Here is a 24664-nt window from a genome sequence, read left to right on the forward strand (position 1 = left end):
ACCACTTAGGGGATTATAGCATGGCAGACCAGCAGGCCCGCCTCAGCTGGCGCGATGGCACCGTGCCGGTGTCGGACCAGTTCGATGATCCCTATTTCTCGCTTCAGGACGGGCTGGCGGAAACTGAGCATGTGTTTCTGGCCGGCAACGACCTGCCTGCGCGCTTTGCGCCCGGATTCCGCATTGCCGAACTGGGGTTCGGAACCGGCTTGAACATGCTGGCTGTCTGGCGCGCCTGGGAGGCGGCAGGGCAGGCAGGGCCATTGCACTTCACCAGTTTCGAGGCTTTCCCGATGGCGCCCGCCGACATGGCCAAGGCGCTGGAGGCCTTCCCCGCGGTTGCCCCCTGGGCCGCGCGGTTTCTGGAGAAATGGCAAGGCACTGGCACCTGTGATCTGGGCAGCCTGCGGCTGGAGGTGATTGCCGGCGACGCGCGCGTGTCGCTGGCGGAGTGGACAGGGCAGGCGGATGCCTGGTTTCTGGACGGGTTCTCTCCGGCCAAGAACCCCGAATTGTGGGAAGAGGCACTGATGGGCGAGGTTGCGGCGCATACCGCGCCGGGCGGTTCGGCGGCGACCTACACGGCGGCAGGTTTTGTGCGCCGCGGGCTGGAGGCCGCAGGATTTGAGGTGACCCGCATCCCCGGTTACGGGCGCAAGCGGCATATGACAAAGGCAGTGAAGCCATGACACAGGCAGCCCCGGCCCGGGCCCAGACCAATAACGTGCCGCTGGGCATTCTGCTGATGATTGGCGCGACGGTTGTCTTTGCATTGCAGGATGGTATTTCGCGCCATCTGGCGGGCACCTACAATACCTACATGGTTGTGATGGTACGCTACTGGTTTTTTGCCGCCTTTGTGATGTTCCTGGCAGCACGGGCGCCGGGCGGCATCCGGGCTGCGGCGCGGACCGATCAGCTGTGGCTGCAGATATTCCGCGGTGTTTTGCTGGTCGGTGAAATTTGCGTGGCGGTTTATGGCTTTACCGTGCTTGGCCTGATTGAGAGCCAGGCGGTGTTCATCTGCTATCCGCTGCTGGTGGCGGCTCTCAGCGGGCCGGTGCTGGGCGAAAACGTCGGCTGGCGGCGCTGGGCGGCGATTGGCGTCGGGTTGATTGGCGTGCTGATCATCCTGCAACCGGGCATGGGGGTGTTCAACCCGGCAGCAATCATCCCGTTTGTCTCGGCGCTGATGTTTGCCGTCTACGGGCTGGTCACCCGCTATGCGGCGCGCAAGGACAGCACCGCCACCAGCTTCTTCTGGACCGGGGTTGCCGGCATGGTTTTCATGACCGCCATCGGTATCTGGTACTGGGAACCGATGAGCCAGACCGACTGGTTCTGGATGGCGCTGCTGTGCGTGTCCGGCGTGACCGGCCATTGGCTGCTGATCAAATGCTACGAGATGGCCGAGGCCAGCGCGGTGCAGCCTTTTGCCTATTTCCACCTGATCTGGGCGGCGATGCTGGGCATGGCTGTGTTCGGCGAGGTGATCCGCACCAATGTCGCCATCGGCGCCGGTATCATCATCGGGGCAGGTCTGTTCACCCTATGGCGCGAACGCGTGAAGGGTTGAGCCGCGCAGTTCCTCTGAGAACGGGACGGGCAGCGGCGCCTTGCCCAGCCGGGCGCGATAGACCGGCAGGCTCTCAGTAACCCGCATTACATAGTTGCGGGTCTCGTTGAACGGGATGTGCTCGATCCAGTCGACAATATCAGGACTGCCGCCGCGCGGATCGCCATAGCGCTGCATCCACGCTGCGGGCCGGTGCGGCCCGGCATTATAGCCTGCTGCCATCATCACCACATTACCGCGGAATTTGCCGGCCAGCCCAGCCAGGTAATTGGCCCCCAGCTTGGCGTTGTAATCCCATTCGGCGGTCAGGCGGGAGGTCTTGTGGCCTGCCAGGATGCCCAGCTCAGTCGCCACCAGTTTCGCAGTGGCGGGCATCACCTGCATCAGCCCGCGCGCGCCGGCATGGCTGATCACGGCCGGGTCGAACTCGCTTTCGCGGCGGGCGATGGCCAGGGTCATTTCCTCGGCCATCGGCAGTTGCCGCTTGGCCACCGGGTGCAACGGGTAGTAGGCGCCTTCCAGCTCCACCCCGCCGCGCGCCGCGCGTTTGGAGATCATCACTGCCAGATGCGGCTGGTTCAGCTCCACCGCCATCTGCCCCAGCTGGCGCGCCTGCACCGGCGGCAGGGTTTCGACCAGATGGGTGAAAAAACGCTCAGCCAAGGCCAGATCGCCAGCTTTCAGAAGTTCGAGCCCGGCCCTGGTGACCGAGGATTTGGCAAAACCGGCCTTGCTCCAGTCCGGCAGGTCTGCTGGTTTCACCAGCGCCGGATCAAACGGGCGGCCCAGCTGTTCGGCGGCCAGCAGCCCATAGAATGACGTCTGATACTCCGCACCCTTGGCATAGGCCTCATGCGCCTTGTCCGGCTGGCCCATCGCCGCATAAGCGCGGCCCAGCCAATAGCCGCCGCGTCCGATCGAAATCGGGGTCTCGACCGAGGCCAGGAAGCGCTGAAAATGCACCGCGGCCAATTCCGGGTCCCGCAGTTTTTGCAGGGCGATGTATCCCGCCAGCCATTCACAGTCCGAGTAGCCATAACCGTCCTCGGGTGAGGAGAAATGATAAGCGGCCAGCTGATAGGCGCGTTCGTAATCCTTGTCCCGCATCACTTGCCGCGCCAGATCGCGGCGGCGGCGCAGCCATTTGGCTGGCTCGCCCAGTTTTTCGGCACTGGTGCTGCGTTCCATCAGCATCTGAATGGCGCCATCCTGCAGCCGCTTGCGGTCGCGCCAGGCAAACCGGTCATAGGCAAGGCCTGCAGATCCCTTCAGCCGGTCCGGAACGGCCTCGATTTTGGCATCCACTCCGGGCGCGCGTTCCTGCAGGGCGATGCGTGCCTCCGCCAGCTTGCGCTCGCCCTCGGGCACCAGTGGCAGCATCCGTTTGGAACTGACCAGATGATCCTCCCACAACAGCCGGTCCAGCCGCGCCGCATGATGCGGTTTCAGCAGCTTGGAAAAATCCCTCAGGTATGCCTTTTGAATTGCGCTGCCCATTGCCTTGGTGCGCCAGGCCAGAACGATCTCCGCCTCGCCATCGCCGCGCCGCCCGGCGGCAATCAGCGCCTTGCCCAGGCTCAGCGCGCCTTCGGCGGTCTGCGGGCGTTCATCCGCGTAAAACGCCAGAATGGCATCGCGGCCGGCGGCCGCAATCGCATCCTCGTTCCGGCGCCGCAGATAGGCGAGACCAGGCCAATCCCGCCGCCGCTCCAGAAACGCCATCACGTCGCGGGCCGAGCCCAGCCCGGCCCGCAGCCGGTGCCATTCGATGATATCGCGGGCGGTGCTGTGCCGTTGCCCGGCTTCGCGGGCGGCCAGATCCCATTTCTCTGCCCGCATCAGATCCAGGGCGGACCCAAGGCCGCGCGCCAAGGCAGGCGACCCGGGAAGGGCCGCCGAGATTAGCAGAATAAGGGCCAGGATGCGTGTCATCTCTTGCATTTTCCAGCGGTCCGGGGATAGAGGCTTGAACGTTACTCATTGGCGTGCCGGTATCAACTCAAATCCCCGGCATTCTATATCTTGACGGCGGCGGATTGCCGCCTGCACCTGCAGCAAAGGGAGCGTGCCCATGTTCAAAGGCTCTATGCCAGCACTCGTCACCCCGTTTTCGAACGGCGAGCTGGATCTGGATGCGCTCAAACGCTTGGTGGAATGGCTGATTGCCGAAGGCTCCACTGGTCTTGTGCCCGTCGGCACCACCGGCGAAAGCCCGACGCTGACCCATGACGAGCACGAGCTGGTCATTGCGGAAACGGTCAAGGCGGCAGCAGGCCGGGTGCCGGTGATTGCCGGTGCCGGCTCTAATAACACCGTCGAGATGATTCGATTCGTCGAGTTCGCCAAAAAGGCCGGCGCCGATGCGGCGCTGGTTGTGACCCCCTATTACAACAAGCCGACCCAGCGCGGGATGGTGCAGCATTTTACCGCAGCCCATGACTGCGCGGATCTGCCGATCATTATCTACAACATCCCGGGCCGTTCGATCGTCGACATGACCCCTGCCACTATGGGCGAGCTGGCCAAGCTGCCGCGCATTGCGGGTGTGAAGGATGCCACCGGCGATCTCGCCCGTGTCAGCCAGCAGCGCGCCTCCTGCGGTGCGGAATTTGTGCAGCTGTCCGGCGAAGACGCCACCGCGCTGGGCTTCAACGCTCATGGCGGGGTGGGGTGCATTTCGGTCACCGCCAATGTGGCGCCGAAACTTTGCGCCGAATTCCAGGCCGCGACCCTCGCAGGCGATTACACATCGGCGCTGGCCTATCAGGACAAGCTGATGCCGCTGCATGAAGCGATCTTCATCGAGCCGGGCCTGGTTGGTGCCAAATACGGCCTGTCGAAACTCGGCATGTGCAGCGAAGAGGTCCGCTCGCCGCTGACTACGCTGGAAGACAGCACCAAGGCCGCCATCGACGCTGCCATGGGGCATGCCGGCCTGCTGTAAGCCTCGGGTCACTGTCACAAAATCAAGGGCGGCCTCCGATGGAGCGCCGCCCTGTTTGCTTCTTTCTGGTCTTCAATACCCCGGGGTGAATTGCCCCTTGAGGGGCAAGAGGGGCTGGCCCCTCTCTCCCGCTCAATCCAGTGCTTTGGCCAGATGCCGCGTCTTGTCGGGATTGCGGGTCACGTAGATCCGGGAAATCCGGCCATCCCGGATTTCCAGCGCTGTTGCTTGCAGAATGCCGTCCTCTGCCCAGTTCAATATGGCCGGCTGGCCGTTCAACTGGCAGAACCGCCAGCGGTCCGGCGTCCTGCGGCCGGATTTGCGGGCAAGCCCCTCAAGCAGCCGCAGCACCTTGTGCCGCCCGTAGATCGGGTTGAGGGCCGCCATTGCCTTGCCGCCGCCGTCAGAGATCAGCTGAACCTCCTGGGTCAGCAGCCGGGTCAGCGCCGCTGTGTCGCCGGTCTTGGATGCGCGGAAAAAGGCTTCGGTCAGATCGCGTCCCTGGTCCGGATCCGCGGGGCATGCGGCCGAAGCTTCTGCACCTTGCGCCGGGCCCTTGCCGCGAGCTGGCGGCAGGACGCCGGGGTTCGGTTCAGCGCCGCGGAAATGTCCTCATAGGCGTTGTCGAAGATATCGTGCAGCAAAAAGGCGGCGCGTTCCAGCGGCGACAGGGTTTCCAGCGCCAGCAGCAGGGCAACGGTGACATCGTGATCCAGAAGCTCGGTCGCGTCTTCTGTCAGAATCGGTTCGGGCAGCCATTCACCGGGGTAGGTCTCGCGCCGGGCGCGGGCCGATTTCAGCTGGTCCAGGCACAGACGCGTGGTGATCCGTATCAGATATCCGGTCGGATCCTGCACCTGCGCTTGCGGGGCTGCCTGCCAGCGCAAAAAGGCATCCTGCAGGATGTCCTCGGCGTCGCTTACGCTGCCCAGCATCCGGTAGGCGGCCGCAAATAATCGCGGCCGCGCTTTCAGAAACGCATCGGTTTCGTCTGTTTCGGGGTTTGCAATCACGCGGCAGTGGCCTCCTGTCCGGCAGGATGCGAGGTGCGGAAGCCGATTGCAATCCGGTTCCAGGCGTTGATGGTGGAAACCACCAGTGTCAGCGCCGCCTGTTCACGGGGGGAAAACTGCTGTGCGACCAAATCATAATCCGCGTCCGGCGCCGCAGTGGCTTCAATCCTTGTCAGGGCTTCGGTCCAGGCCAGGGCGGCCTGTTCCCGTGCGGAGTAAAGCGAGGACTCCCGCCAGGCATTCAGCAGATGCATCCGGTCTTCGCTCTCACCTTTCGAGCGCATATCATGCGTGTGCATGTGAATGCAGTAAGCACAGCCGTTGATCTGCGAGGCCCGCAGTTTCACCAATTCAATCAGGCTGTGTTCCAGCCCGCTGTCTTTGAGCGTGGCTTCAAGCGTCAGCATCGGCTGAAACAAGTCGGGGGCGGCTGCGAAGTAATCAAGGCGCTGGGTCATCATTCTGTTCCTTTTCAGATGGCTTCAGGAACAGGACGAGACAGCAGGGGCGTTTGTGACATGCCGCCGTAAAAATACACAAAAAAAATCGGGGCGCCGCAGTGGGCGCCCCGGAATATGTCAGCGTTTGCCGTAATAGAGGCCGACCACATGTTCGGCCTGCGCAAAGAACAGCCAGCGCGATACGGCGATGCCTGCGATGTGCGAAATGACCGCAAGGGCTGCAAAAAGATGTTTGATCGCAACGCCCTGAACCGGGGTCAGGATCAGCAGCAGGGGCAAGGCAAAGCCCAGCACAAATGCAATCATCCGCAGCTTCTGCGCGTGTTTGCGGCCCACCACATGCACAAATTCGCGCAACAGGTAGTTGGAGCCGGTGTGCGGCGGTTCAAAGGCGCGGACCGCGCCGCGCTCACCCAGACCGGTGGCGGTGCCGATGTCGGTGCCGGAGGCTTCCAGCGCGCGGTCGCCCTTGGCCCAATAGGCCAGTTGCACAGCACCTGCGATGGCCAGCAGCCAGGGCGCCACGGCCTCGGCCCCCGCCAGCAAGGCGCCGCCAGCAAGGCTGAAGGAGAGGAACATCACCGGTGTCAGTTCCATATTCCAGCGCGGGATGGTCTTGAGCTGTGTGTAGATCATCGAGGTGGTGAATACCGTGGCAAGGCTGAGAGCGGCGCCGATCCAGCCCAGCAACGTCCATTGGCTGTCCAGGAACACCGCGCCAAGCGCGTAAAGCCCTATGACCAGCAAGGCACCGACGGCGCAGACACCCTCGCGCGACAGCCAGCTGGTTTTCCACTGGGTGAATGCACGCCAAGCACGCTCCGGGCGGCCAAGGTGGAAGGTCGAGGCCATCAGGCCGCCGCAAGCCAGGCCAAAGGCGATGGCGTAAAAGACAAAGGCCACTGTGCCGGTCACCGCGGGCTGGCCAAGACCAAGGAATGCCAGCAGGCCAAAGCCCAGCCCCGACAGTGTGGTGAAGATGATGACGGATGGTGCGGGATGCATCAGTTCGCCCCCCCTGAAGATCGGCCTGAAGATCGGCCTGAAGATTGACCTGGAATTTTGTCGAGTGCCTTGTCCAGCCAGCCCAGGAAACCCTGAGGTTCTTCAGCGACTGGCGCCAGCAGCGGGGCGAGGATGTCGATCTCTTCTTCGATTGTGTCCTTGGGCCGGGGCGGCAGGTATTTATTCACCGGTTTGGTGCCCATTTCCGGCATCAGATCCATGCCGCCGCGCTCCGCCACCAGTTTGGAGACATCGCTGCCGGGATCGCCAAGGTCGCCGAAATGGCGCGCACCTGCCGGACAGGTCCGAACGCAGGAAGGAACGCGGTCCACCTCCGGCAGGTTTTCGTTATAGATCCGGTCCACGCAAAGCGTGCATTTCTTCATCACACCTGCGGCCAGGTCCAATTCGCGTGCGCCGTAAGGGCAGGACCAGGCACACAGGCCGCAGCCGATGCAGTGGTCCTCGTTCACCAGCACGATGCCGTCTTCCACCCGTTTGTAGCTGGCGCCGGTGGGGCAGACGGTGACGCAGGGCGCGTCTTCGCAGTGCAGGCAGGATTTGGGGAAATGGATCAGCTGCGCTGCCGGGTCCGGCTGACTGCTGCAAGGGGATGGCTTCACCTCATAGGAATGCACCCGGTTCAGGAAGGTGCCCGAAGGGTCGCTGCCGTAAGGATCCTGGTCCGACAGGGGGCACCGTAGTTTTCGGTGTTCCAGCCTTTGCAGGAAATCACACAGGCATGGCATCCAACGCAGGTGTCCAGGTCGATGACCAGACCCATTTTGCGGTCGGTCTTGGCGGGAAGCTCAGTCATTGCATACTCCGTGTGCGGCTTGCGGAGCCAAGAAAATTTGAATTTTCCTGGCAATTTTCTTCGAAGAAAATTGCGCCCGTCATTTGCCTACTTTCCACTTCAGTTCTTTCGGGCCGGTGCCAACGGGCGACACCTGAGCAGGGAAGGCCGGCTGGCTTTCCTGCAGGTCAGCCGGGGCGGCGGCCTTTTCGATTTTGACTTTCAGGTCGAACCAGGCCGCCTGGCCGGTGATCGGATCCGAGTTTGCCCACCGCATGCCGTCGCCCTTGGGGGCAGCAGTTCATGGATCAGGTGATTGAGCAGGAAACCCTTGGTGGCCTCCGGCGCGTCTTCTTCCAGCGCCCAGGCGCCCTTGCGCTTGCCGATGGCATTCCAGGTCCAGACGGTGTTGTCGTTGAGCGCCGCCATTTCCATCACCGGCACGGTGATCGACCCATGCGGCGAGGTGACCTTGGCCCAGTCACCGTCCTGCAGGTTGTTCTCGCGCATCAGCTTGGTTGGAACATACAGCGGGTTGCGGCCATGCAGCTGGCGCAGCCAGGCGTTCTGCGTGCCCCAGGAGTGGTACATCGCCATCGGGCGCTGGGTCAGCGCGTTGACAGTGAAGCCCTCGTTTCCCTGCTGGTCGGTCTCGTACCAGATCGGCAGCGGGTCCATCACGTCCTTGACCCGCTGGCGCAGATGTTCGGGCGGCTGGCGGTCGCCATGGCCTTCGGCAGCCAGCTGGAACTTGCGCATCGGCTCGACGTAAAGCTGGAACAGATAGGGCTGTGGGCTGTCATAGATACCCATGTCCACGGCCCAGTCCTGATAGGCGGTGTTCCAGGGTTTGTAATACCCTGCCTCTTCGGGGATGTGGGCCACATGGAAGCCGCCGTTTTCGATGTATTGGTTCAGCTGCTCCGGGTTCACTTCGCCGCGGCCGGTCTTGCTGCCGTCTGTGCCGCGGAAACCGGACAGCGGGCCAATCCCCGGCTTGCGCTCGTGGTTGACGATGTAGTCGGCGTAGTCTTTCCACTTGGCGGTGCGGTCTGCATTGGTAAAGCCCGGCAGCTTCATCCGGTTGGCGAGCTGGACCAGCACTGTCTGGAAGCCGCGCACATCGCGGTCCGGCTCAATCACCGGCCAGCGGATGGCATCGGCTGCGGCATCCGCCTCGCAGATCGGGCGGTCCAAGAGCGAAATACAGTCGTGGCGCTCCAGATAGGTGGTATCGGGCAGGATCAGGTCGGCAAAACTCACCATCTCCGAAGAATAGGCGTCCGAATAGATGATGTGCGGGATCTTGTAGTCGCCGTTTTCATCCTTGTCGGTCAGCATCTCCATCACACCTTTGGTGTTCATGGAGGAGTTCCACGACATGTTGGCCATATACATGAACAGCGTGTCGATCTTGTAGGGGTCGCCCGCATGCGCGTTGGAGATCACCATATGCATCAGCCCGTGGGCCGACATCGGGTTTTCCCAGGTGAATGCCTTATCGATCCGCGCCGGGCTGCCGTCTTCTTTTAGTGCCAGATGTTCCGGTCCGCGCACGAAACCCAGGTGCGGACCGTCCAGCGGGGTGTCGGGGGTTGCCTTGCAGTGCGGGGTCGGGTGCGCCTCGACCGGTTTGGGGTAGGGCGGTTTGAAGCGGAAGCCGCCGGGGACCTCAACCGTGCCAAGGATGATCTGCAGCACATGCAGCGCGCGGCAGGTCTGGAAACCATTGGCATGGGCCGAGACACCGCGCATCGAGTGCATCGAGACCGGGCGGCCGGTCATCTTGGTATGTTTTTCGCCGCGGAAATCGGTCCATTCAACGTCCAGCTCAAACGCCTCGTCAAAGGCGACTCGGGCCAGCTCGCCCGCAATTGCGCGGATGCGCTTGGCCGGGATGCCGCATTTTTCCGCGATGGCTTCGGGGGCGTATTCATCGGCCAGATAACGCTCGGCCATCTGGTGGAACACCGGACGGTGGGTGACGCCGTCTGCCTCGTACACAGCCGACAGGTCGGGCCGCACGCCGGGCTGGTCAAACGGGGTCAGCTTGCCGGTGTTGCGGTCGATCACCAGCATCTTGCCGTCATCGTCCCGCAGGAACAGGCCCTTGTCCGGCCCTTCGGAGGCATTCACCAGCACCGGAGCATTGGTGTAACGGCTGAGATAGTCGAGGTCGATCTTGCCGGCCTTCATCAGCACGTGGATCATCGACAGAATGAACAGCCCGTCGGTGCCCGGCGTGATACCGACCCATTCATCTGCAATCGCGTTATAGCCTGATCGGATGGGATTGACGCCGATTACCCGCGCGCCGCGTTTCTTGATCTTGCCCAGACCCATCTTGATCGGGTTGGAATCGTGGTCCTCGGCGACGCCGAACAGCATGAACAGCTTGGTGTGGTCCCAGTCGGGCTGGCCGAACTCCCAGAACGCGCCGCCCATGGTGTAGATGCCCGCGGTCGCCATGTTGACCGAGCAGAAACCGCCGTGCGCCGCATAGTTCGGAGTGCCGAAGCTTTGCGCCCAGAAGCTGGTGAAGCTTTGCGACTGGTCGCGGCCAGTGAAGAATGCCAGCTGCTCGGGCGCCTCGTGGCGGACCGGCTCCAGCCAGCCCACCGCAATTGCCAGCGCCTCGTCCCAGGAGATTTCCTTGTATTGGCCCGAGCCGCGCGGGCCGGTGCGGATCATCGGCGCCTTCAGCCGTGACGGCGCGTTGACCTGCATAATGCCGGCCGAGCCCTTGGCGCAAAGCACGCCCTTGTTCACCGGGTGGTCGCGGTTGCCCTCGATATAGGCGACCTTGCCGTCTTTCATGTGCACGTTGATGCCGCAACGGCAGGCGCACATGTAACAGGTGGTCTGCCGGATCTCGTCCGAGACCTTGGGCGACGTGTTCAGGATTGGCTGCTGATGGGTCATGGGCGGGTCCTGTTGGGTGTTTCGGGCGACCGTATGACGGAAAGCCTCAATTTGGGAATAGTGTTCTGCGAGGGTTCGGATTTTTGGGAGGATGGTTCAAATATCCGGACCCGGGGCGCCTGCGGCCTGCAGGATGGTGACGGCGATGATCTGGGTGACGTCTTCGGCGCTGCAGCCGCGCGACAGGTCGTTGGCGGGTTTTGCCAGCCCCTGCAGCACCGGGCCGATGGCGGAATAACCGCCCAGCCGCTGGGTGATCTTATAGCCGATGTTGCCGGCATCCAGATTGGGGAAGATCATTACATTGGCCTGGCCCGCAACGCTGGAACCGGGCGATTTGCGTTCCCCGATGGCAGGCACAAAGGCGGCGTCGAACTGCAGTTCGCCATCAGCCTGCAGATCAGGATGCGCATTCTGAAACAGCCCTAAAGCCTCGGTCACCTTGTCCACCGCCGGATGCTTGGCGCTGCCTTTGGTAGAGAAGCTGAGGAAGGCCAGTTTCGGATCCACCCGCAGCAGCGCGCTGGCTGACCGGGCCGAGGCGGCGGCGATTGAGACCAGCTCAGCCGGGTTCGGATCAATCACCAGGCCGCAGTCGGAATAGAGCATCGCCCGGGCATCCTGCGGGGCGCCGCCGGGCGGGTACATCAGAAAGAAAGAGGAGACCATGCCCGCATCCGGCGCCATGCCGATCACCTGAATGGCACTGCGCACCACATCGCCGGTGGTGTGGACTGCACCGCCAACGGTTCCGGTGGCGTGGCCCAGACGCACCAGCATGGCGGCATAGACCAGCGGGGTTTCGGCAGCGGCGCGGGCCTTGGCCTCATCCACGCCCTTGTGCTTGCGCAGGCTGTGGTACTCAGCCGCGAAGGCCTCGGTCAGCCCGGATGCGGCCGGGTCATGAACCGCGACACCCTCGCTTGCGCTGGCACCTTCGGCTTGCAGGGCGGCGGTGACGTCGGCTTTGCGACCGATCAGGATCACATCGGCGATGCCGGCCTGATGCGCGGCCAGGGCACCCGCCACGACGCGGGGATCGCTGCCCTCGCTGAGCGCGACAACAGGACGGATGGCCGGGGCTTCGGCCTGCAGCAGTTCGAGGGGCGAGAGTGTTTTGGTCACGGGCATTGGTCCTGTAGCTGCGGTTCGGGGCGTCGGGCGTTCAGAACGCCAGCCGCGCAATATTGATCAGCGAAAAGGCGGTCAGCATCAGCACCACCGCGCGCCGGAACAGTCTTTGCGAGACCGCATGAAAACCGCGGGAGCCGGCCCAGATGCCAAGCCCCAGAATGGGAAAGGCCAGCAGGATGCCGGTCAGCGTTTCCGGACCAACCAATCCGTTTGCGGCCATCACCGGCAGCGCCATCAGGTCGATACCGGTCAAAAATACGATCATCGTGGCGCGGAACACCGCAGGCGGCACCGGTTGTGCGGTCAGGAAGGCCGCCACCGGCAGCCCGCCGACCCCGGCGCTGTTGGCGATGCCTGCAATGGCGCCGACGCCTGCGGTGCCATTGCGCCCGACCGGGCGTTCCAGTTGCCAGCCGCTCAGCAGTACCAGGCTCAGCACCAGGATCAGGCACGAGATCGCCAGCCTCGCCTCATACTCTCCCAGCCGGGCCATGATGGCGATGGCGGGTACAGTGGCGACCGCGGCACCGGCCAGCAGGGCAAAGGCGCGGCGCCAGTCGATATGCGGGCGGATGCCGCGCGCCTGAAAGACGGTCATGGCGATTTCGCAGGAAAACACCACCGGGATCAGCGGCAGCGGATTGGTGGTCAATGCTGCCAGAATGATAAAGATCGCGGAAAATCCAAAGCCGGAAAAGCCGCGGATCAAGGCCGCCGCGAATAACGCGGCGGCCAGATAGGCCCCCTGGCCCATTGAAAGGTCAAAGGGCAGGGGCATCAGGTTCAGACCTGCTGCGGACGCATGTCGTCCTTGCTGATGCCAGCAACGGCGACCGGTTTCTTCATTGCGTCGCGGCGGAAGGGCTCACCCAGTTCCTGGTTGATCATCGCTTCGATCAGGGTGGTGATGCCTTTCTTCTGGTTTTCGCAGGCCTGACGCAGGGCGTCGGTCAGCTCGTCCTGGGTGCGGGCAATCACACCTTTCAGGCCGCAGGCATTGGCGATGCCGGCATAGGAGACCTGCTGGTCCAGTTCTGTGCCGACAAAGTTGTCGTCGAACCACAGGGTGGAGTTACGTTTTTCCGCGCCCCACTGGTAGTTGCGGAAAACAACCTGGGTCACGGCGGGCCATTCCTCGCGGCCGATCGCGGTCAGCTCGGTCACTGCGATGCCGAATGCGCCGTCGCCCGAGAAACCAACAACCGGAACGTCCGGGCAGCCGATTTTCGCGCCGACAACCGCCGGCAGGCCGTAACCGCAGGGGCCGAACAGGCCGGGGGCCAGGTACTTGCGGCCGTCTTCAAACGACGGGTAGGCGTTGCCGATGGCGCAGTTGTTGCCGATGTCCGAGGAGATGATCGCATCTTTCGGCAGGCCGGCCTGGATTGCACGCCATGCGCGGCGCGGGCTGAGCCAGTCGGGCTTGGCAGCGCGGGCACGTTCGTTCCAGGTGGTGCCGGGATCGTCCTGCTCGCTGTCCATCGAGGACAGTTCCTGGGCCCAAGCCGACTTGGTGTGCGAGATCAGCGCCTTGCGCTCATCGCGGCCCGCGTCGCCTGCAGTGTCTGCCAGTTGGCCAAGGATCGTGTCTGCAACGGTTTTTGCGTCGCCGACGATGCCCACGGATACTTTCTTGGTCAGGCCGATGCGGTCCGGGTTGATGTCAACCTGGATGATTTTCGCGTCGGTCGGCCAATAGTCGATGCCGTAGCCGGGCAGGGTCGAGAACGGGTTCAGGCGGGTGCCAAGTGCCAGCACTACGTCAGCCTTGGAGATCAGCTCCATGCCGGCCTTGGAACCGTTGTAGCCCAGCGGGCCTGCAAACAGCGGGTGCGAGCCGGGGAAGGCGTCGTTGTGCTGGTAGCCAACGCAGACCGGGGCGTCCAGACGCTCGGCCAGGGCCATGGACGCGGGGATCGCGCCGCCGATGACAACGCCGGCACCGTTCAGGATGACCGGGAACTTGGCGTTCGACAGCAGCTCGGCTGCCTGGCTCACCGCATCCGCGCCGCCGGAGGGCAGTTCAAAGTCGACGATTGCAGGCAGGTCGATGTCGATCACCTGGGTGAAATAGTCGCGCGGCACGTTGATCTGGGCCGGCGCCGAGTTGCGCTTGGCCTGCATGATCACGCGGTTCAGGACTTCGGCCATGCGCGAGGGGTCGCGCACTTCTTCCTGGTAGCAGACGCAGTCGGCAAACATGCGCATCTGTTCCATTTCCTGGAAACCGCCCTGGCCCATGGTCTTGTTCGCGGCCTGCGGGGTGACCAGCAGCAGCGGGGTGTGGTTCCAGTAGGCGGTTTTCACGGCGGTCACAAAGTTGGTGATGCCGGGGCCGTTCTGGGCAATCATCATCGACATCTTGCCGGTGGCGCGGGTGTAGCCGTCCGCCATCATGCCGCCGGAACCTTCGTGGGCGCAGTCCCAGAAGGTGATGCCTGCCGGCTCAAAGATATCGGAAATCGGCATCATGGCCGAGCCGATGATGCCAAAGGCGTGTTCGATGCCGTGCATTTGCAGGGTTTTGACGAAGGCTTCTTCGGTGGTCATTTTCATGGCGGGTTCTCCTGAGTGAGACGCGGAATTCCCCCGGGCGCAGTGCCGGGAATTGACTCTGGTTTAGGGGGCGGGGGAGGCCGGGTTAGGGCCAGTTACCAAACCCGGATAGGTCCAAAAATGGCAAGATGAAAATAGCAAAGGTGGATTTTCATATACGCTTCAGCCGGTCACGCTGTGCAGGCGCATGAATGCAGATGGCGCGGCAAATGATACGTTTGGTATCATTTGCCGCGCCATGCTCTGCTGGATTCCGGGTTCAGCCTTGCTTCAGTGCCTTGGCGATCAATGCCAGGCCAGGCTCGATCCTTGTGACGGGTATCGAAGAATAGCCAAGCCGGTAATAATTCTGCTGCCGGTGCTCGGCGCCAAAAAACGGTGCGCCGGGCTCAATGATAACGCTCTTTTCTTTCAGCCGTTCTGCAACAGCGGTGGTATCCACCCCGTCCGGTGCCCGCATCCACAGGGCCGAGCCGCCAAAGCTGCCGACGCCGGCAATGGCGAGGCCGTGCTTGCGGATGGCATCCTCGATCACTGCGCGGCGGTCATGCAGTACCTTGGCGGTACGCCGGATCTGGGCGTCGTAATGGCCCAGCGACAGGAAATAGGCGACGGTGCGCTGGACATGGCCCGGCGGGTGCCGCAGCACGCTGGCGCGCAAGGCCCTGGCCTGGCGGATAAACGGTTCCGAGCCGACCAGATAGCCAAGCCGCAGACCGGGAAACAGCGATTTGGAAAAACTGCCGGCATAAATCACCCGCCCTTCGGTATCGAGAGACTTCAGCGAAGGGGAAGGCGCGCCCAGAAAGGACATTTCGAATTCGTAGTCATCCTCGACGATCACCGCGTCGATTTCACCGGCCCGCTGCAGCAGCTCCTTGCGCCGTTCCATCGGCATGGTGAAGGTGGTCGGGCTTTGATGGCTGGGGGTGCAGAAGATCACATCGGTGTCTTGCGAAATCTGCTCGGGCGGCAGCCCGCCGTCATCGACCGGAATGCAATCCACCTGGCAGCGGGTCTGCACCACCTGGTCGCGCAGGGTGTAATAAGCCGGATCCTCCACCGCAGCCCGCCGCCTGCGGTTCAACAGCAGCTGGCAGGTGATCCACAGCGCATTCTGGGCGCCCAGGGTGATCAAAACCTCTTCAGGCCGCGCAGTGATCCCGCGCCGCGGCAGCGTGTGGCGGGCGATGTACTCGATCAGCAGCGGATCGTCCTGGTCAAAATAATCATTTGCCAGCGCGGCAAAATCCTTTTGCCCCAGCGCCCGCAGCGCGCACAGCCGCCAATTGGCATGGTCAAACAGCGAGGCATCGGCTTGCCCGTAGATGAACGGATAGCGGTACTCGCGCCAGTTCTGGGGTTTGCGCGGGGTGTCGCCGCCGGTAAAGCTGCGCGCCAGCACCTTGCCCCAATCCATCGCATCGCCGGACTTCTGCTGCGGCGTGTAGGAGGGCGGCACCGGCGCATTGTCGGAAACAAAGTACCCCGACCGCCCGCGCGAGGTAAGGTAGTCATTGGCCAAAAGCTCGGTATAGGCCAGCGTCACGGTGATCCGGCTGATCCCCAGATGCGCCGCCAGTTTGCGCGACGACGGCAGCTTTTCCCCGACCCGGAACCGGCCGGACAGAATGCCCTCGGCAATCATCTCCTGGATCTGCGCTTGCAGAGTGCCCTGGGCGTCAGGGTTGAGGAAAAAGGTATCGACGGAAATGCCCATGCGCGCCACCTTAGGGTGGACTTAAACGCGGTGCAATCTGGACTTAGGGCCAGTTTCGGAAAATCTGCGGCTTGCTTTGGTCTAGCTGGGAGTGGCAGCTTGCCGCCATGCTTAAAGTATTAGGCCATTTGGCAATTGTTGTTCTTTTTACGATTCTCAGCCAGTTGGGCGGCATCGCCTGGTTGACCGCGCTAATCTTCCGGCGGCGGCTGTTGGCGTTCCTGATCTTATACACAGGCCTCAGCATGGCTGCCGTTTGGGTAGCGCCGCATTTCGGCCGGGTAGCACTCAGCTGCGGGGGGCGCGGGCCTTTGCATGTGCAATCCTGGGTCTACTGCGCCTTGAACCGGAACTACGTGACGCCAGAACTGGCAGAGTTGCTGCAGGACACCGCCGTGGCTATGAACCAGGCCTTTCCCGGCACGGTGACACAAGTACTGGACGCGAATTTCCCCGTGCTGCCCGGGTTCCCGCTGCTGCCGCATCTGTCCCATGACGATGGCAACAAGGCCGACCTTGCCTTTTACTATGCGGATGCCGAGGGGTATGCGCCTGGGGTTACCCGGTCGCCCTTGGGCTATTTCGCATTTGAGCAGGGGCCAACGGACTGTCCCGGCAACTGGCTGACTCTGCGCTGGGATATGGGCCTCTTGCAGCCGCTCTGGCGGGATTTGAAGGTCGACGCCGACCGGACCGGCCATCTGCTGCAGGTCTTGGCAGCGGATAAGCGGGCCGGAAAGATTTTTTTGGAACCGCATTTGCAGGACCGCTTAGGGGTTCGCTCCAGCAAGTTGCGCTTCCAGGGTTGCCGGGCGGCGCGGCATGACGACCATATTCACTTGCAACTCTGATCCGTGCTGCCTGCTTATGCTTCTCCGGGCGCAGCGTCTCATGCGGCCAAGAAGTATCAGGTGAGCCGGGCGGCACTGGTGTTTTGACCCGTTTCTTGCGGTTTTAAACACCCGGCGGCGGCAAGCGCAAGAAACGGGTCGAGCGCAGCTGGGCGGGGCGTTTAGGTCAAAGCCATTCAACCACTGGAGGCTTTGACGATGGAACTGAAAAACAAAACGCTCATCATTACCGGCGCCAGCAGCGGCATAGGCGCCGCCGCGGCACTGCTGTTTGCAGCAGAAGGGGCCAATGTTGTGCTGGGGGCCCGGCGGCAGGCCGAACTGCAGACCCTTGCCGGGCAGATCAATCAAAGCGGCGGCAAGGCTGCCTGTCTTGCCGGCGATGTCACCAGCGAAGCTTACTCGGCAAACCTGGTGGCCCTTGCCGTGGAAGAATTCGGCGGGCTGGACGGGGCCTTCAACAATGCGGGCATGATGGGCGATATGGGGCCGGTGGAGCAGATGGACGCCGCCAATTGGAACGCGGTAATCGCAGCCAATCTGACGGGGGCATTTTATTCGGCCAAGGCGCAGATACCTGCCCTGAGGGCGCGGGGCAGCGGTTCGATTGTCTTTACCGGGTCCTTTGTCGGCATCAGCAACGGCGGCATGCCCGGCATGGGGGCCTATGCCGCGTCCAAGGCCGGGCTGGTGGGGCTGGTCCAATCGCTGGCCTCTGATCATGCGGCCGAAGGCATCCGGGTGAATGCCCTGCTGCCGGGCGGGACCAAGACTGCGATGGCCGGCGATGATCCGGAGACGCACAGCTTTATCGCCGGGCTGCACCCGATGAAGCGGATGGCCGCCCCGTCTGAAATTGCTCAGGCCGCGGTGTTCCTATTGTCGGACCGGTCCAGTTTTGTGACCGGAACGCCAATGGCTGTGGACGGCGGGGTTGCCGTGCGGCTGGTCTAGGCCCCTGCACCTAAAACCTAAAACGAAAAAGCGCCCCGGAATTTCCGGGGCGCAGTTTGTTCGTCCAACAGGGAGAGGTTGTCAGCCGAATACTTTGGTCAGGGCCTTGTCGACCGCATCGCAGATCTGGTCGATGTCATCCGCAGTGGCGATCAGCGCCGGGCTGAAGCACAGGGTGTTGTTGCGGCCCGGCAGCGAGCGGTTGGTGACACCGATGATCACGCCCTGCGCGCCGCATTCCGCGACAACCTGCTGGGCCAGCTTCTCGTCCACCGGCTCCTTGGTTTCGCGGTCGGCAACCAGCTCGGCGCCCAGGAACAGGCCCTTGCCGCGCACATCGCCGATCACTGCGTGCTTTTCTTTCAGCGCGGCCAGGTTGCTGAGCATCCGCTCGCCCATGGCGGTGCAGTTGTCCAGCAGGTTCTCTTCTTCGATGATGCGCATGTTTTCCAGCGCAGCAGCGGGACCTGCGGTGCAGCCGCCAAAGGTCGAGATGTCGCGGAAATAACCCATCGGGTCCGAGGCATCTTCCTTGAACATGTTGAAGACTTCCTCGGTGGTCACCATGCAGGCAATCGCCGCATAGCCCGAAGCCACGCCTTTGGCCATGGTCACAAAGTCGGGTTTAATGCCGTACTGCTGGTAGCCGAACCATTTGCCGGTGCGGCCAACGCCGCAGACCACTTCATCGATGTGCAGCAGCACGTCGTGCTTCTTGCAGATCTCCTGCACGCGCTCCCAGTAGCCTTCGGGCGCTTCGATGACACCGCCGCCTGCGGTCACCGGCTCCAGGCACAGGGCGCCCACGGTTTCCGGGCCTTCGCGCAGGATCACTTCCTCAATGGCGTCTGCCGCGGCAATGCCGAACTCGCGGCCGGACAGATGTTCCAGGCCCAGCTCATGCTTGCGGTATTCCATGCAGTGGGGGACGCGGACAAAGTCCGGCGCAAAGGGCCCGTACTGCGCGTTGCGCTCGTCCTGGCCGCCTGCCGACATGGTCGCCAGGGTAGAGCCGTGATAGTCGCGGTCGCGGTACAGGATCTTGGTTTTCTTGCCGCCGTATTTCTTGTGGGCGATCTGGCGGATCATCTTAAAGGCCTTCTCGTTGGCCTCGGATCCGGAGTTGGTGTAGTAGACGCGGGTCATGCCCGGCATCTTCTCGATCAGTTTTTCGGCAAACAGCGCACCGGGGATGGAACCGGCGGAGTTGGCGAAATAGCAGATCTTCATCATCTGTTCGTAGACAGCTTTGCAGACGCTTTCGCGGCCATAGCCGACGTTGACGGTCCACACACCGCCAGAGACCGCATCCAGGAACTCCTTGCCGTTCTGATCCCAGACGCGCATGCCCTTGCCCTCGACAATGATGCGCGGGTCAGCAGTTTCCAGCGCCTTGTGCTGGAACAGGTGATGCCACATGTGGGCCTTGTCGGCCTCAACCACACGGGAGAGATCGTTTTCGTTGAACGTGCCGTCCATGACATGTCCTTTCGGCGTTAGAAGTGAAACTGGCTGCCCGGAACCCTACAGGGCTTCTGAGGCGTATTATGTACCAGAAACGTCAGATTCCGGGAATTCGTTAGGGCCAGAGCATGTGCTTGCTTAGGTCCAGAGACGTCCGGTTCAGCGAATTAGCGGCGCGGCGACGGCTGCGGATTGCCCTGGAACAAATGTTCTGAAGTTACCGGCTTGAGAGCGGATGTCCCAAAGGAGCAAGCTGCAGGCATCCTGGGCGCAAGTCGCGGCTGGGCAGACCGCAAAGGAGGTAACCGGTGGCGGAATACAGATTGATGGTGGCCCCGAACGGCGCCAGGCGCGGACGCGGCGATCATCCTGAATTGCCCGTGACGCCGCAGCAGACGGCAGCGGCGGCTGCAGCCTGTTATGCGGCCGGCGCCCAGGCGCTGCATCTGCATGTGCGCGACGATGCGGGGCGCCATTCGCTGGATGCGGGCCGTTACCGCGAAGCCCTTGATGCGGTGCGGGAAAGCGCGCCGGGAATGGCGGTGCAGATCACCACGGAAAGCGCCGGTGTCTACGACACATCCGCCCAGCTCGCCTGTTTGGAGGCGGTACGCCCTGCTGCGGCTTCGGTTTCCATCCGGGAAATGGCCCGGGACACCAGCGTCGCCGCGCGGGCCTATGCGCTGTGCGCGGAGGCAGGGACGCAGGTGCAGCACATCCTGTATGGTCCGGACTGCATCGCTCAGCTGCGCGTCTGGTATCAGGACGGCACCGTGCCGGGCCGTATGCGTGATGCGATCTTTGTTCTGGGCAAATACACCCCGCCGGTTCTGGCGCAGCCTGACGGGCTCGCGGCCTTCCGTGACGCGGCGGCAGATTTGCGCCTGAACTGGACTGTCTGCGCCTTTGGCCGCCACGAGCACGCCTGCCTGCTGGCCGCCATCGCCGCAGGCGGGGATGCGCGAATCGGATTTGAGAATAACATCGAAACACCGGAAGGCGGGCTGCTGGCCGACAATGCAGCCTCGGTTGCCGCCTTCGTTCAGGCCGCGCGGGATGCGGGCCATCGCCTTAAGGAGTGCTGATCATGTCCCACGTCTTTCCCCGCCACACCAAGGCTGCGCTGCCCACCGCCGTCGCGGGCGAGGGCTGCTATCTGATCGACGCAGACGGTAAGCGCTATTTCGACGGCTCTGGCGGTGCTGCGGTGTCCTGCCTCGGCCATTCCGACGCTGATGTGATCAAGGCGGTTCAGGATCAGGTCGGCAAGCTGGCCTTTGCCCACACCGGTTTCCTTACCTCGGATCCCGCCGAGGAGCTGGCGGATCTGCTGGTGGCCAACGCGCCCGGCGATATCGACCGGGTGTATTTCGTCTCCGGCGGCTCCGAGGCGACTGAGGCGGCGATCAAACTCGCCCGCCAGTACCATCTGGAACGCGGCGAGCCGCAGCGCTGCCGCATTATCGCCCGCAAGCAGAGCTATCATGGCAACACCCTTGGGGCGCTGGCCGCAGGCGGCAACGAATGGCGCCGCACCCAGTTTGCCCCGCTGCTGATCGAGATCTCCCACATTTCGCCCTGCTACGAATACGTGGGCCGGGGTGAGGGAGAGAGCAGTTTCGACTATGGCCAGCGGGTGGCAATTGAACTGGAGGCGGAAATCCTCCGCCTTGGCCCCGAGACCGTGATGGCCTTCATGGCGGAACCGGTGGTCGGTGCAACCTTGGGTGCGGTGCCGGCGGTTACGGGCTATTTCAAACGCATCCGCGAGATCTGCGACAAATACGGCGTGCTATTGATCCTGGATGAAGTCATGTGCGGCATGGGCCGCACCGGCCATCTGTTTGCCTGCGAGGCGGACGGCGTGGCGCCGGATATCCTGTGCATCGCCAAGGGGCTGGGCGCCGGTTATCAGCCGATTGGTGCAATGCTTTGCACCCGCCAGATATATGAGGCGATCGAGCACGGCTCAGGTTTTTTCCAGCACGGCCACACCTATATCGGCCACCCGGTGGCGACGGCTGCCGGCCTTGCCGTGGTCAAGGCGATGCTGGAGCGCGGGCTGGTGCAGCGTTGTGCCGACATGGGAGAAAAGCTGCAGGCAGCGCTGGAGGACCGGTTCGGCCGGCATCCCAATGTCGGCGATATCCGTGGGCGCGGGTTGTTCCGCGGGGTCGAGCTGGTCGCCGACCGCGACACCAAGGAACCTTTTGATCCGGCGCTGGGTCTGGCCAAGAGCATCAAGAAGGCAGCGTTTCAGGCCGGTTTGATCTGCTACCCGATGCCGGGCACCCGCGACGGTCAGAACGGCGACCATATCCTGCTGGCACCGCCGTTCATCATCACCGGGGAACAGATTTCCGAGGTGGTGGATAAGCTGGAGGCCGCCATCACCCAGTGCCTGCCGCAAGCTTAAGCCGCTCAAAGAAATACTAACCGCCTGGCCGCAGGCCGGGCAGCGCCCGCCCCATGGGCGGGCGCTGCCCTCAGCGCATTTTGCTCCCGGTGTCGCCTAGCTGATCCAGAATACCGGCGTAATTCTCCACCCCTTGCGCCCCGGTCACCAGATGGCGGCCATCAAGCACCATCGCAGGCACACCGCGGATGCCCTGGCTCACCCAGAACGCTTCGCGCTGGCGCACGCTGTCGGCATGATTGCCGCTGTCCAGCGCAGCACGGGCTTCTGAACCGTCCAGGCCTAGGTTGCCGGCAGCTTGCGTCAGAACCTCCGGATCGGAGACATCTTTGCCATCGGTGAAATAGGCCGCCAGCAGCGCCTGTTTCATCTCATGGCCTTTGCCGCGTTCTTCCGCCCATTCGATCAGCTGATGCGCCTGGAATGTATTGTAGATCCGCATCCCGTCAAAGAAGCGGAAGGTGAAGCCCAAGGCCTCCCCCAGTTCCGTCAGTTGCCCCCTGACCTGCGCCGATTGTTCCGCCGTGCTGCCGTATTTCGCGGCCAGATGCTCCCTCAGGTCTTCACCTTCCGCCGCCATGTCGGGGTTCAATTCAAACGGCTGCCAGTGGATGTCGAGAACCGCCCCGGCGCGGCGGGCGGCAAAGGCCAGTTGGTTGTACCCCACCGCGCACCAGGGGCAAACCACGTCCGAGATGATGTCCACCCGAAGGGCGGGGCGGGATTCGGAAGTTTCCATGAGGCGGGTCCTTTAATTTTCAATGCGTTGAAGGGGAGATGGGGGCGGCGCATTCGGAAAGCAACCTGCGAGCGGCGCCCCATCTATGCAGAATAGGCCTGGTTACGGGCTCGCCGCGAAAGGATCAGCGGACTGGAGCGGTTTGGGCGTGGCGGTATCCTTGCCGGCGGCGGCCTCGCCCGGGCCGCGATTGCGCCGGCTTGCCAGGATTGCAAATTGCGTACAGCCTTAGTTCAGGCCTGACTGCAAGCCGCCTGCTCTGCCCGGCCCCGTCAAAGGAGACTGCTATGCCCCGGATCGACACGCTCCTCTCTGCCTTCCCGCGCGCAAGCCTGCTGGCAGGACCGACACCCCTGGAACGTCTCAACCGGCTGTCCGCTGAGCTGGATATCGACCTGTGGATCAAGCGTGACGACCTTACCGGTCTGAGTTTTGGCGGCAACAAGACGCGCCAGCTGGAGTTCTATATCGGTGCTGCGCGCGCGGCTGCGGCCGACACCATCCTGATCACCGGGGCGGTGCAATCGAATTTTACCCGCACGGCCGCCGCCGCGGCTGCGAAATACGGCATGCAAGCGGTGCTGCAGCGAGAGGAGCGGGTGCCGGGCATGGATCCGCTCTACCATAGTTCAGGCAATGTTTTCCTGTCGGACATCCTTGGTGCCGGGGTGATGATCTATCCCGGGGGCGAGGATGAGACCGGCGCGGATGCCGCGCTGGAAACCCGTGCCGAAGACCTGCGCGCCGAGGGCCGCAACCCCTACATCATCCCGCTTGGCCTTGGCCATCCGCCGCTTGGCGCGCTGGGCTATGTGCAGGGCGGGGCGGAACTGGCAGCGCAGATTGGCGGCTTTGATGCAGCCGTGGTGCCGTCGGGCAGTGGAGCGACCCACGCCGGGTTTCTGACCGGAGTGCGTCTTGCGGGCATCACCTCGCCTGTCTTTGGCATCTGCGTGCGCCGTGATGCTGCGTTGGAGAAGGCGCGATTGGAGGCAGTGGCGGATGCGCTGGCAGACCTGATAGGCATCCCGCGCCCATTTGGCAGCGACGGAATCCTTACCTGGGACGGTGCGCTGGCACCGGGCTATGGCCGCGCAGGTCCCGCCACCCGCGCCGCACTGCAGCGCATGGCCAGGGCAGAAGGGATCCTGCTGGACCCGGTCTATTCTGCCAAGACCTTTGCCGGTCTGCTTGGCCTTTTGGAGGAGGGCAGCATCCGCAAGGGCCAGAAGGTGCTGCTGCTGCACACCGGCGGGCTGCCGGCGCTGTTTGCCTATCAAAACGACCTTGGATTTGGTGGCGCGCAGGCACCATGACCAGCTGCCAACGGATATCGTGCAGGCCCTGGGCTGATCTTTTGCACCGCTGTCCCCGCGGGGACAGGGCGGAATAACGACGGGCCGTGAAAAGGCCGCCGGTCATGGCAGGAGCGGAGCTGACTGGTGGGCTTTGCGGTGGCTTAACTCTTGCCCAGCTGGCTTGCGTCCCGGGCAACTGCTTCGATTGCGGCCCAGTTGCCAGCCTTGACCAGATCGGCAGGCGCCACCCAGCTGCCGCCGGCGCAGACCACGTTGGGCAGGCTCAGATAGGTTTCCGCATTGGCGGGGCTGATGCCGCCGGTGGGGCAGAAGGAGATTTGCGGCAAGGGCGCGCCGATCGCTTTCAGCGCGGGCACGCCGCCTGAGGCTTCTGCCGGGAAAAACTTAAGCATCCCATAACCGCGCGCCAGCAGGCGCATCGCCTCGGTTGCTGTCGCAGCACCGGGTAACAGCGGCAGGCCGATGGATTCGCAGGCGTCCAGCAAGTCATCCGTCGCGCCGGGAGAGACGCCGAACTGCGCGCCGGCCTCCTTGGCGGCTTCGGCGTCTTCGGGGGTGATCAGCGTGCCGGCCCCGACCACACCGCCCTTGACCTGTGCCATCTCGCGGATCACATCCAGCGCAGCACCTGTACGCAGGGTGACCTCCAGTGCCGGCAAGCCGCCCGCGATCAGCGCTTCGGCCAAGGGGCGGGCATGGGCCGCGTCGTCGACCACCAGCACCGGCATTACCGGCGCCAGGGTGCAGATCCCGCATGTGCGCAGGCTGGCGTCCTGAGGGGTTATCCGCGTCAT

General features: G+C 63.2%; 18 protein-coding genes and 3 pseudogenes. 8 read left to right on the forward strand and 13 right to left on the reverse strand.

The window, feature by feature from the left end; translation table 11 throughout:
- The first annotated feature begins 20 nt into the window (after positions 1-20).
- On the forward strand, positions 21-689 hold the full coding sequence (gene mnmD / locus ETW23_RS02355; protein WP_134828997.1) for a tRNA (5-methylaminomethyl-2-thiouridine)(34)-methyltransferase MnmD: 669 nt from the start codon (positions 21-23) through the stop codon (positions 687-689).
- The gene (locus ETW23_RS02360) at positions 686-1576 is read left to right on the forward strand and encodes a DMT family transporter (RefSeq protein ID WP_134828998.1); all 891 of its coding nucleotides are present in this window, start codon (positions 686-688) and stop codon (positions 1574-1576) included. Before mnmD ends, ETW23_RS02360 begins: the two co-directional genes overlap by 4 nt.
- On the opposite strand, the gene ETW23_RS02365 is transcribed toward ETW23_RS02360, so the two are convergent.
- On the reverse strand, positions 1550-3508 hold the full coding sequence (locus ETW23_RS02365) for a lytic transglycosylase domain-containing protein (protein ID WP_134828999.1): 1959 nt from the start codon (positions 3506-3508) through the stop codon (positions 1550-1552). The genes ETW23_RS02360 and ETW23_RS02365 overlap by 27 nt on opposite strands.
- A 139-nt stretch (positions 3509-3647) precedes the next feature.
- On the opposite strand from ETW23_RS02365, the gene dapA reads away from it, so the two are divergent.
- Complete coding sequence (dapA, locus tag ETW23_RS02370; RefSeq protein ID WP_134829000.1) at positions 3648-4520, forward strand: 4-hydroxy-tetrahydrodipicolinate synthase; 873 nt, start codon at positions 3648-3650, stop codon at positions 4518-4520.
- 132 nt (positions 4521-4652) lie between these two features.
- On the opposite strand, the pseudogene ETW23_RS02375 reads toward dapA, so the two are convergent.
- The 9 genes and pseudogenes from ETW23_RS02375 to ETW23_RS02415 form a co-directional block, all read right to left on the reverse strand.
- Positions 4653-5533 (reverse strand): annotated as a pseudogene (locus tag ETW23_RS02375) (sigma-70 family RNA polymerase sigma factor).
- Positions 5530-5991 (reverse strand): carboxymuconolactone decarboxylase family protein, encoded by a 462-nt coding sequence (locus tag ETW23_RS02380; protein ID WP_129372072.1) that lies wholly within the window; start codon positions 5989-5991, stop codon positions 5530-5532. Before ETW23_RS02380 ends, ETW23_RS02375 begins: the two are co-directional and overlap by 4 nt.
- A 120-nt stretch (positions 5992-6111) precedes the next feature.
- The gene (locus ETW23_RS02385) at positions 6112-6999 is read right to left on the reverse strand and encodes a DmsC/YnfH family molybdoenzyme membrane anchor subunit (RefSeq protein WP_134829001.1); all 888 of its coding nucleotides are present in this window, start codon (positions 6997-6999) and stop codon (positions 6112-6114) included.
- Positions 6999-7816 (reverse strand): annotated as a pseudogene (locus ETW23_RS02390) (4Fe-4S dicluster domain-containing protein). Before ETW23_RS02390 ends, ETW23_RS02385 begins: the two are co-directional and overlap by 1 nt.
- 79 nt (positions 7817-7895) lie before the next feature.
- Positions 7896-10717: pseudogene (locus ETW23_RS02395) on the reverse strand (molybdopterin oxidoreductase family protein).
- Between the two features lie 96 nt (positions 10718-10813).
- Positions 10814-11842 carry a phosphate acetyltransferase gene (gene pta, locus ETW23_RS02400; RefSeq protein ID WP_254695118.1) on the reverse strand — a complete coding sequence of 343 codons (1029 nt, stop codon included), beginning with the start codon at positions 11840-11842 and terminating at the stop codon, positions 10814-10816.
- Between the two features lie 40 nt (positions 11843-11882).
- Positions 11883-12629 (reverse strand): sulfite exporter TauE/SafE family protein, encoded by a 747-nt coding sequence (locus ETW23_RS02405; protein ID WP_129372067.1) that lies wholly within the window; start codon positions 12627-12629, stop codon positions 11883-11885.
- Between the two features lie 5 nt (positions 12630-12634).
- Positions 12635-14407 carry a sulfoacetaldehyde acetyltransferase gene (gene xsc, locus ETW23_RS02410; protein WP_134829003.1) on the reverse strand — a complete coding sequence of 591 codons (1773 nt, stop codon included), beginning with the start codon at positions 14405-14407 and terminating at the stop codon, positions 12635-12637.
- A 259-nt stretch (positions 14408-14666) separates the two neighbouring features.
- Entirely contained in the window at positions 14667-16127 is a 1461-nt protein-coding gene (locus ETW23_RS02415; RefSeq protein ID WP_129372065.1) for a PLP-dependent aminotransferase family protein, read from the reverse strand.
- A gap of 107 nt (positions 16128-16234) precedes the next feature.
- Here ETW23_RS02415 and ETW23_RS02420 point away from each other — a divergent pair, with 107 nt between their 5' ends.
- Positions 16235-16978 carry a hypothetical protein gene (locus ETW23_RS02420; RefSeq protein ID WP_167738057.1) on the forward strand — a complete coding sequence of 248 codons (744 nt, stop codon included), beginning with the start codon at positions 16235-16237 and terminating at the stop codon, positions 16976-16978.
- A 198-nt stretch (positions 16979-17176) separates the two neighbouring features.
- Positions 17177-17932: an SDR family oxidoreductase gene (locus ETW23_RS02425; protein ID WP_134829004.1), complete on the forward strand. Its 756-nt coding sequence runs from the start codon at positions 17177-17179 to the stop codon at positions 17930-17932.
- A gap of 81 nt (positions 17933-18013) precedes the next feature.
- On the opposite strand, the gene ETW23_RS02430 is transcribed toward ETW23_RS02425, so the two are convergent.
- On the reverse strand, positions 18014-19411 hold the full coding sequence (locus ETW23_RS02430) for an aspartate aminotransferase family protein (RefSeq protein WP_129372063.1): 1398 nt from the start codon (positions 19409-19411) through the stop codon (positions 18014-18016).
- 293 nt (positions 19412-19704) lie between these two features.
- Here ETW23_RS02430 and ETW23_RS02435 point away from each other — a divergent pair, with 293 nt between their 5' ends.
- Both ETW23_RS02435 and ETW23_RS02440 read left to right on the forward strand, forming a co-directional pair.
- Entirely contained in the window at positions 19705-20481 is a 777-nt protein-coding gene (locus ETW23_RS02435; protein WP_254695119.1) for a 3-keto-5-aminohexanoate cleavage protein, read from the forward strand.
- Positions 20482-20483: 2 nt separating this feature from the next.
- On the forward strand, positions 20484-21812 hold the full coding sequence (locus ETW23_RS02440) for an aspartate aminotransferase family protein (protein WP_134829005.1): 1329 nt from the start codon (positions 20484-20486) through the stop codon (positions 21810-21812).
- A gap of 70 nt (positions 21813-21882) precedes the next feature.
- On the opposite strand, the gene ETW23_RS02445 is transcribed toward ETW23_RS02440, so the two are convergent.
- Positions 21883-22551, reverse strand: coding sequence for a DsbA family oxidoreductase (locus ETW23_RS02445; protein ID WP_134829006.1), 669 nt, complete (start codon positions 22549-22551; stop codon positions 21883-21885).
- A gap of 287 nt (positions 22552-22838) precedes the next feature.
- Here ETW23_RS02445 and ETW23_RS02450 point away from each other — a divergent pair, with 287 nt between their 5' ends.
- Positions 22839-23867, forward strand: a complete 1029-nt coding sequence (locus ETW23_RS02450) for a D-cysteine desulfhydrase family protein (protein ID WP_134829007.1) — start codon at positions 22839-22841, stop codon at positions 23865-23867.
- A 143-nt stretch (positions 23868-24010) separates the two neighbouring features.
- On the opposite strand, the gene eda is transcribed toward ETW23_RS02450, so the two are convergent.
- Entirely contained in the window at positions 24011-24664 is a 654-nt protein-coding gene (eda, locus tag ETW23_RS02455) for a bifunctional 4-hydroxy-2-oxoglutarate aldolase/2-dehydro-3-deoxy-phosphogluconate aldolase (protein WP_134829008.1), read from the reverse strand.

The sequence above is a fragment of the Leisingera sp. NJS201 genome (assembly GCF_004535885.1).
Taxonomy (GTDB): Bacteria; Pseudomonadota; Alphaproteobacteria; order Rhodobacterales; family Rhodobacteraceae; genus Leisingera.

Coding starts and splice junctions, on each gene's coding strand:
- ETW23_RS02360 (WP_134828998.1), top strand. CDS start 686: ATGACACAGGCAGCCCCGGCCCGGGCCCAGACCAATAACGTGCCGCTG.
- ETW23_RS02430 (WP_129372063.1), bottom strand. CDS start 19,411: ATGGACGGCACGTTCAACGAAAACGATCTCTCCCGTGTGGTTGAGGCC.
- ETW23_RS02380 (WP_129372072.1), bottom strand. CDS start 5,991: ATGACCCAGCGCCTTGATTACTTCGCAGCCGCCCCCGACTTGTTTCAG.
- ETW23_RS02445 (WP_134829006.1), bottom strand. CDS start 22,551: ATGGAAACTTCCGAATCCCGCCCCGCCCTTCGGGTGGACATCATCTCG.
- ETW23_RS02415 (WP_129372065.1), bottom strand. CDS start 16,127: ATGGGCATTTCCGTCGATACCTTTTTCCTCAACCCTGACGCCCAGGGC.
- xsc (WP_134829003.1), bottom strand. CDS start 14,407: ATGAAAATGACCACCGAAGAAGCCTTCGTCAAAACCCTGCAAATGCAC.
- ETW23_RS02365 (WP_134828999.1), bottom strand. CDS start 3,508: ATGACACGCATCCTGGCCCTTATTCTGCTAATCTCGGCGGCCCTTCCC.
- ETW23_RS02450 (WP_134829007.1), top strand. CDS start 22,839: ATGCCCCGGATCGACACGCTCCTCTCTGCCTTCCCGCGCGCAAGCCTG.
- dapA (WP_134829000.1), top strand. CDS start 3,648: ATGTTCAAAGGCTCTATGCCAGCACTCGTCACCCCGTTTTCGAACGGC.
- mnmD (WP_134828997.1), top strand. CDS start 21: ATGGCAGACCAGCAGGCCCGCCTCAGCTGGCGCGATGGCACCGTGCCG.
- ETW23_RS02425 (WP_134829004.1), top strand. CDS start 17,177: ATGGAACTGAAAAACAAAACGCTCATCATTACCGGCGCCAGCAGCGGC.
- ETW23_RS02405 (WP_129372067.1), bottom strand. CDS start 12,629: ATGCCCCTGCCCTTTGACCTTTCAATGGGCCAGGGGGCCTATCTGGCC.
- eda (WP_134829008.1), bottom strand. CDS start 24,664: ATGACGCGGATAACCCCTCAGGACGCCAGCCTGCGCACATGCGGGATC.
- ETW23_RS02385 (WP_134829001.1), bottom strand. CDS start 6,999: ATGCATCCCGCACCATCCGTCATCATCTTCACCACACTGTCGGGGCTG.
- ETW23_RS02420 (WP_167738057.1), top strand. CDS start 16,235: ATGCTTAAAGTATTAGGCCATTTGGCAATTGTTGTTCTTTTTACGATT.
- ETW23_RS02440 (WP_134829005.1), top strand. CDS start 20,484: ATGTCCCACGTCTTTCCCCGCCACACCAAGGCTGCGCTGCCCACCGCC.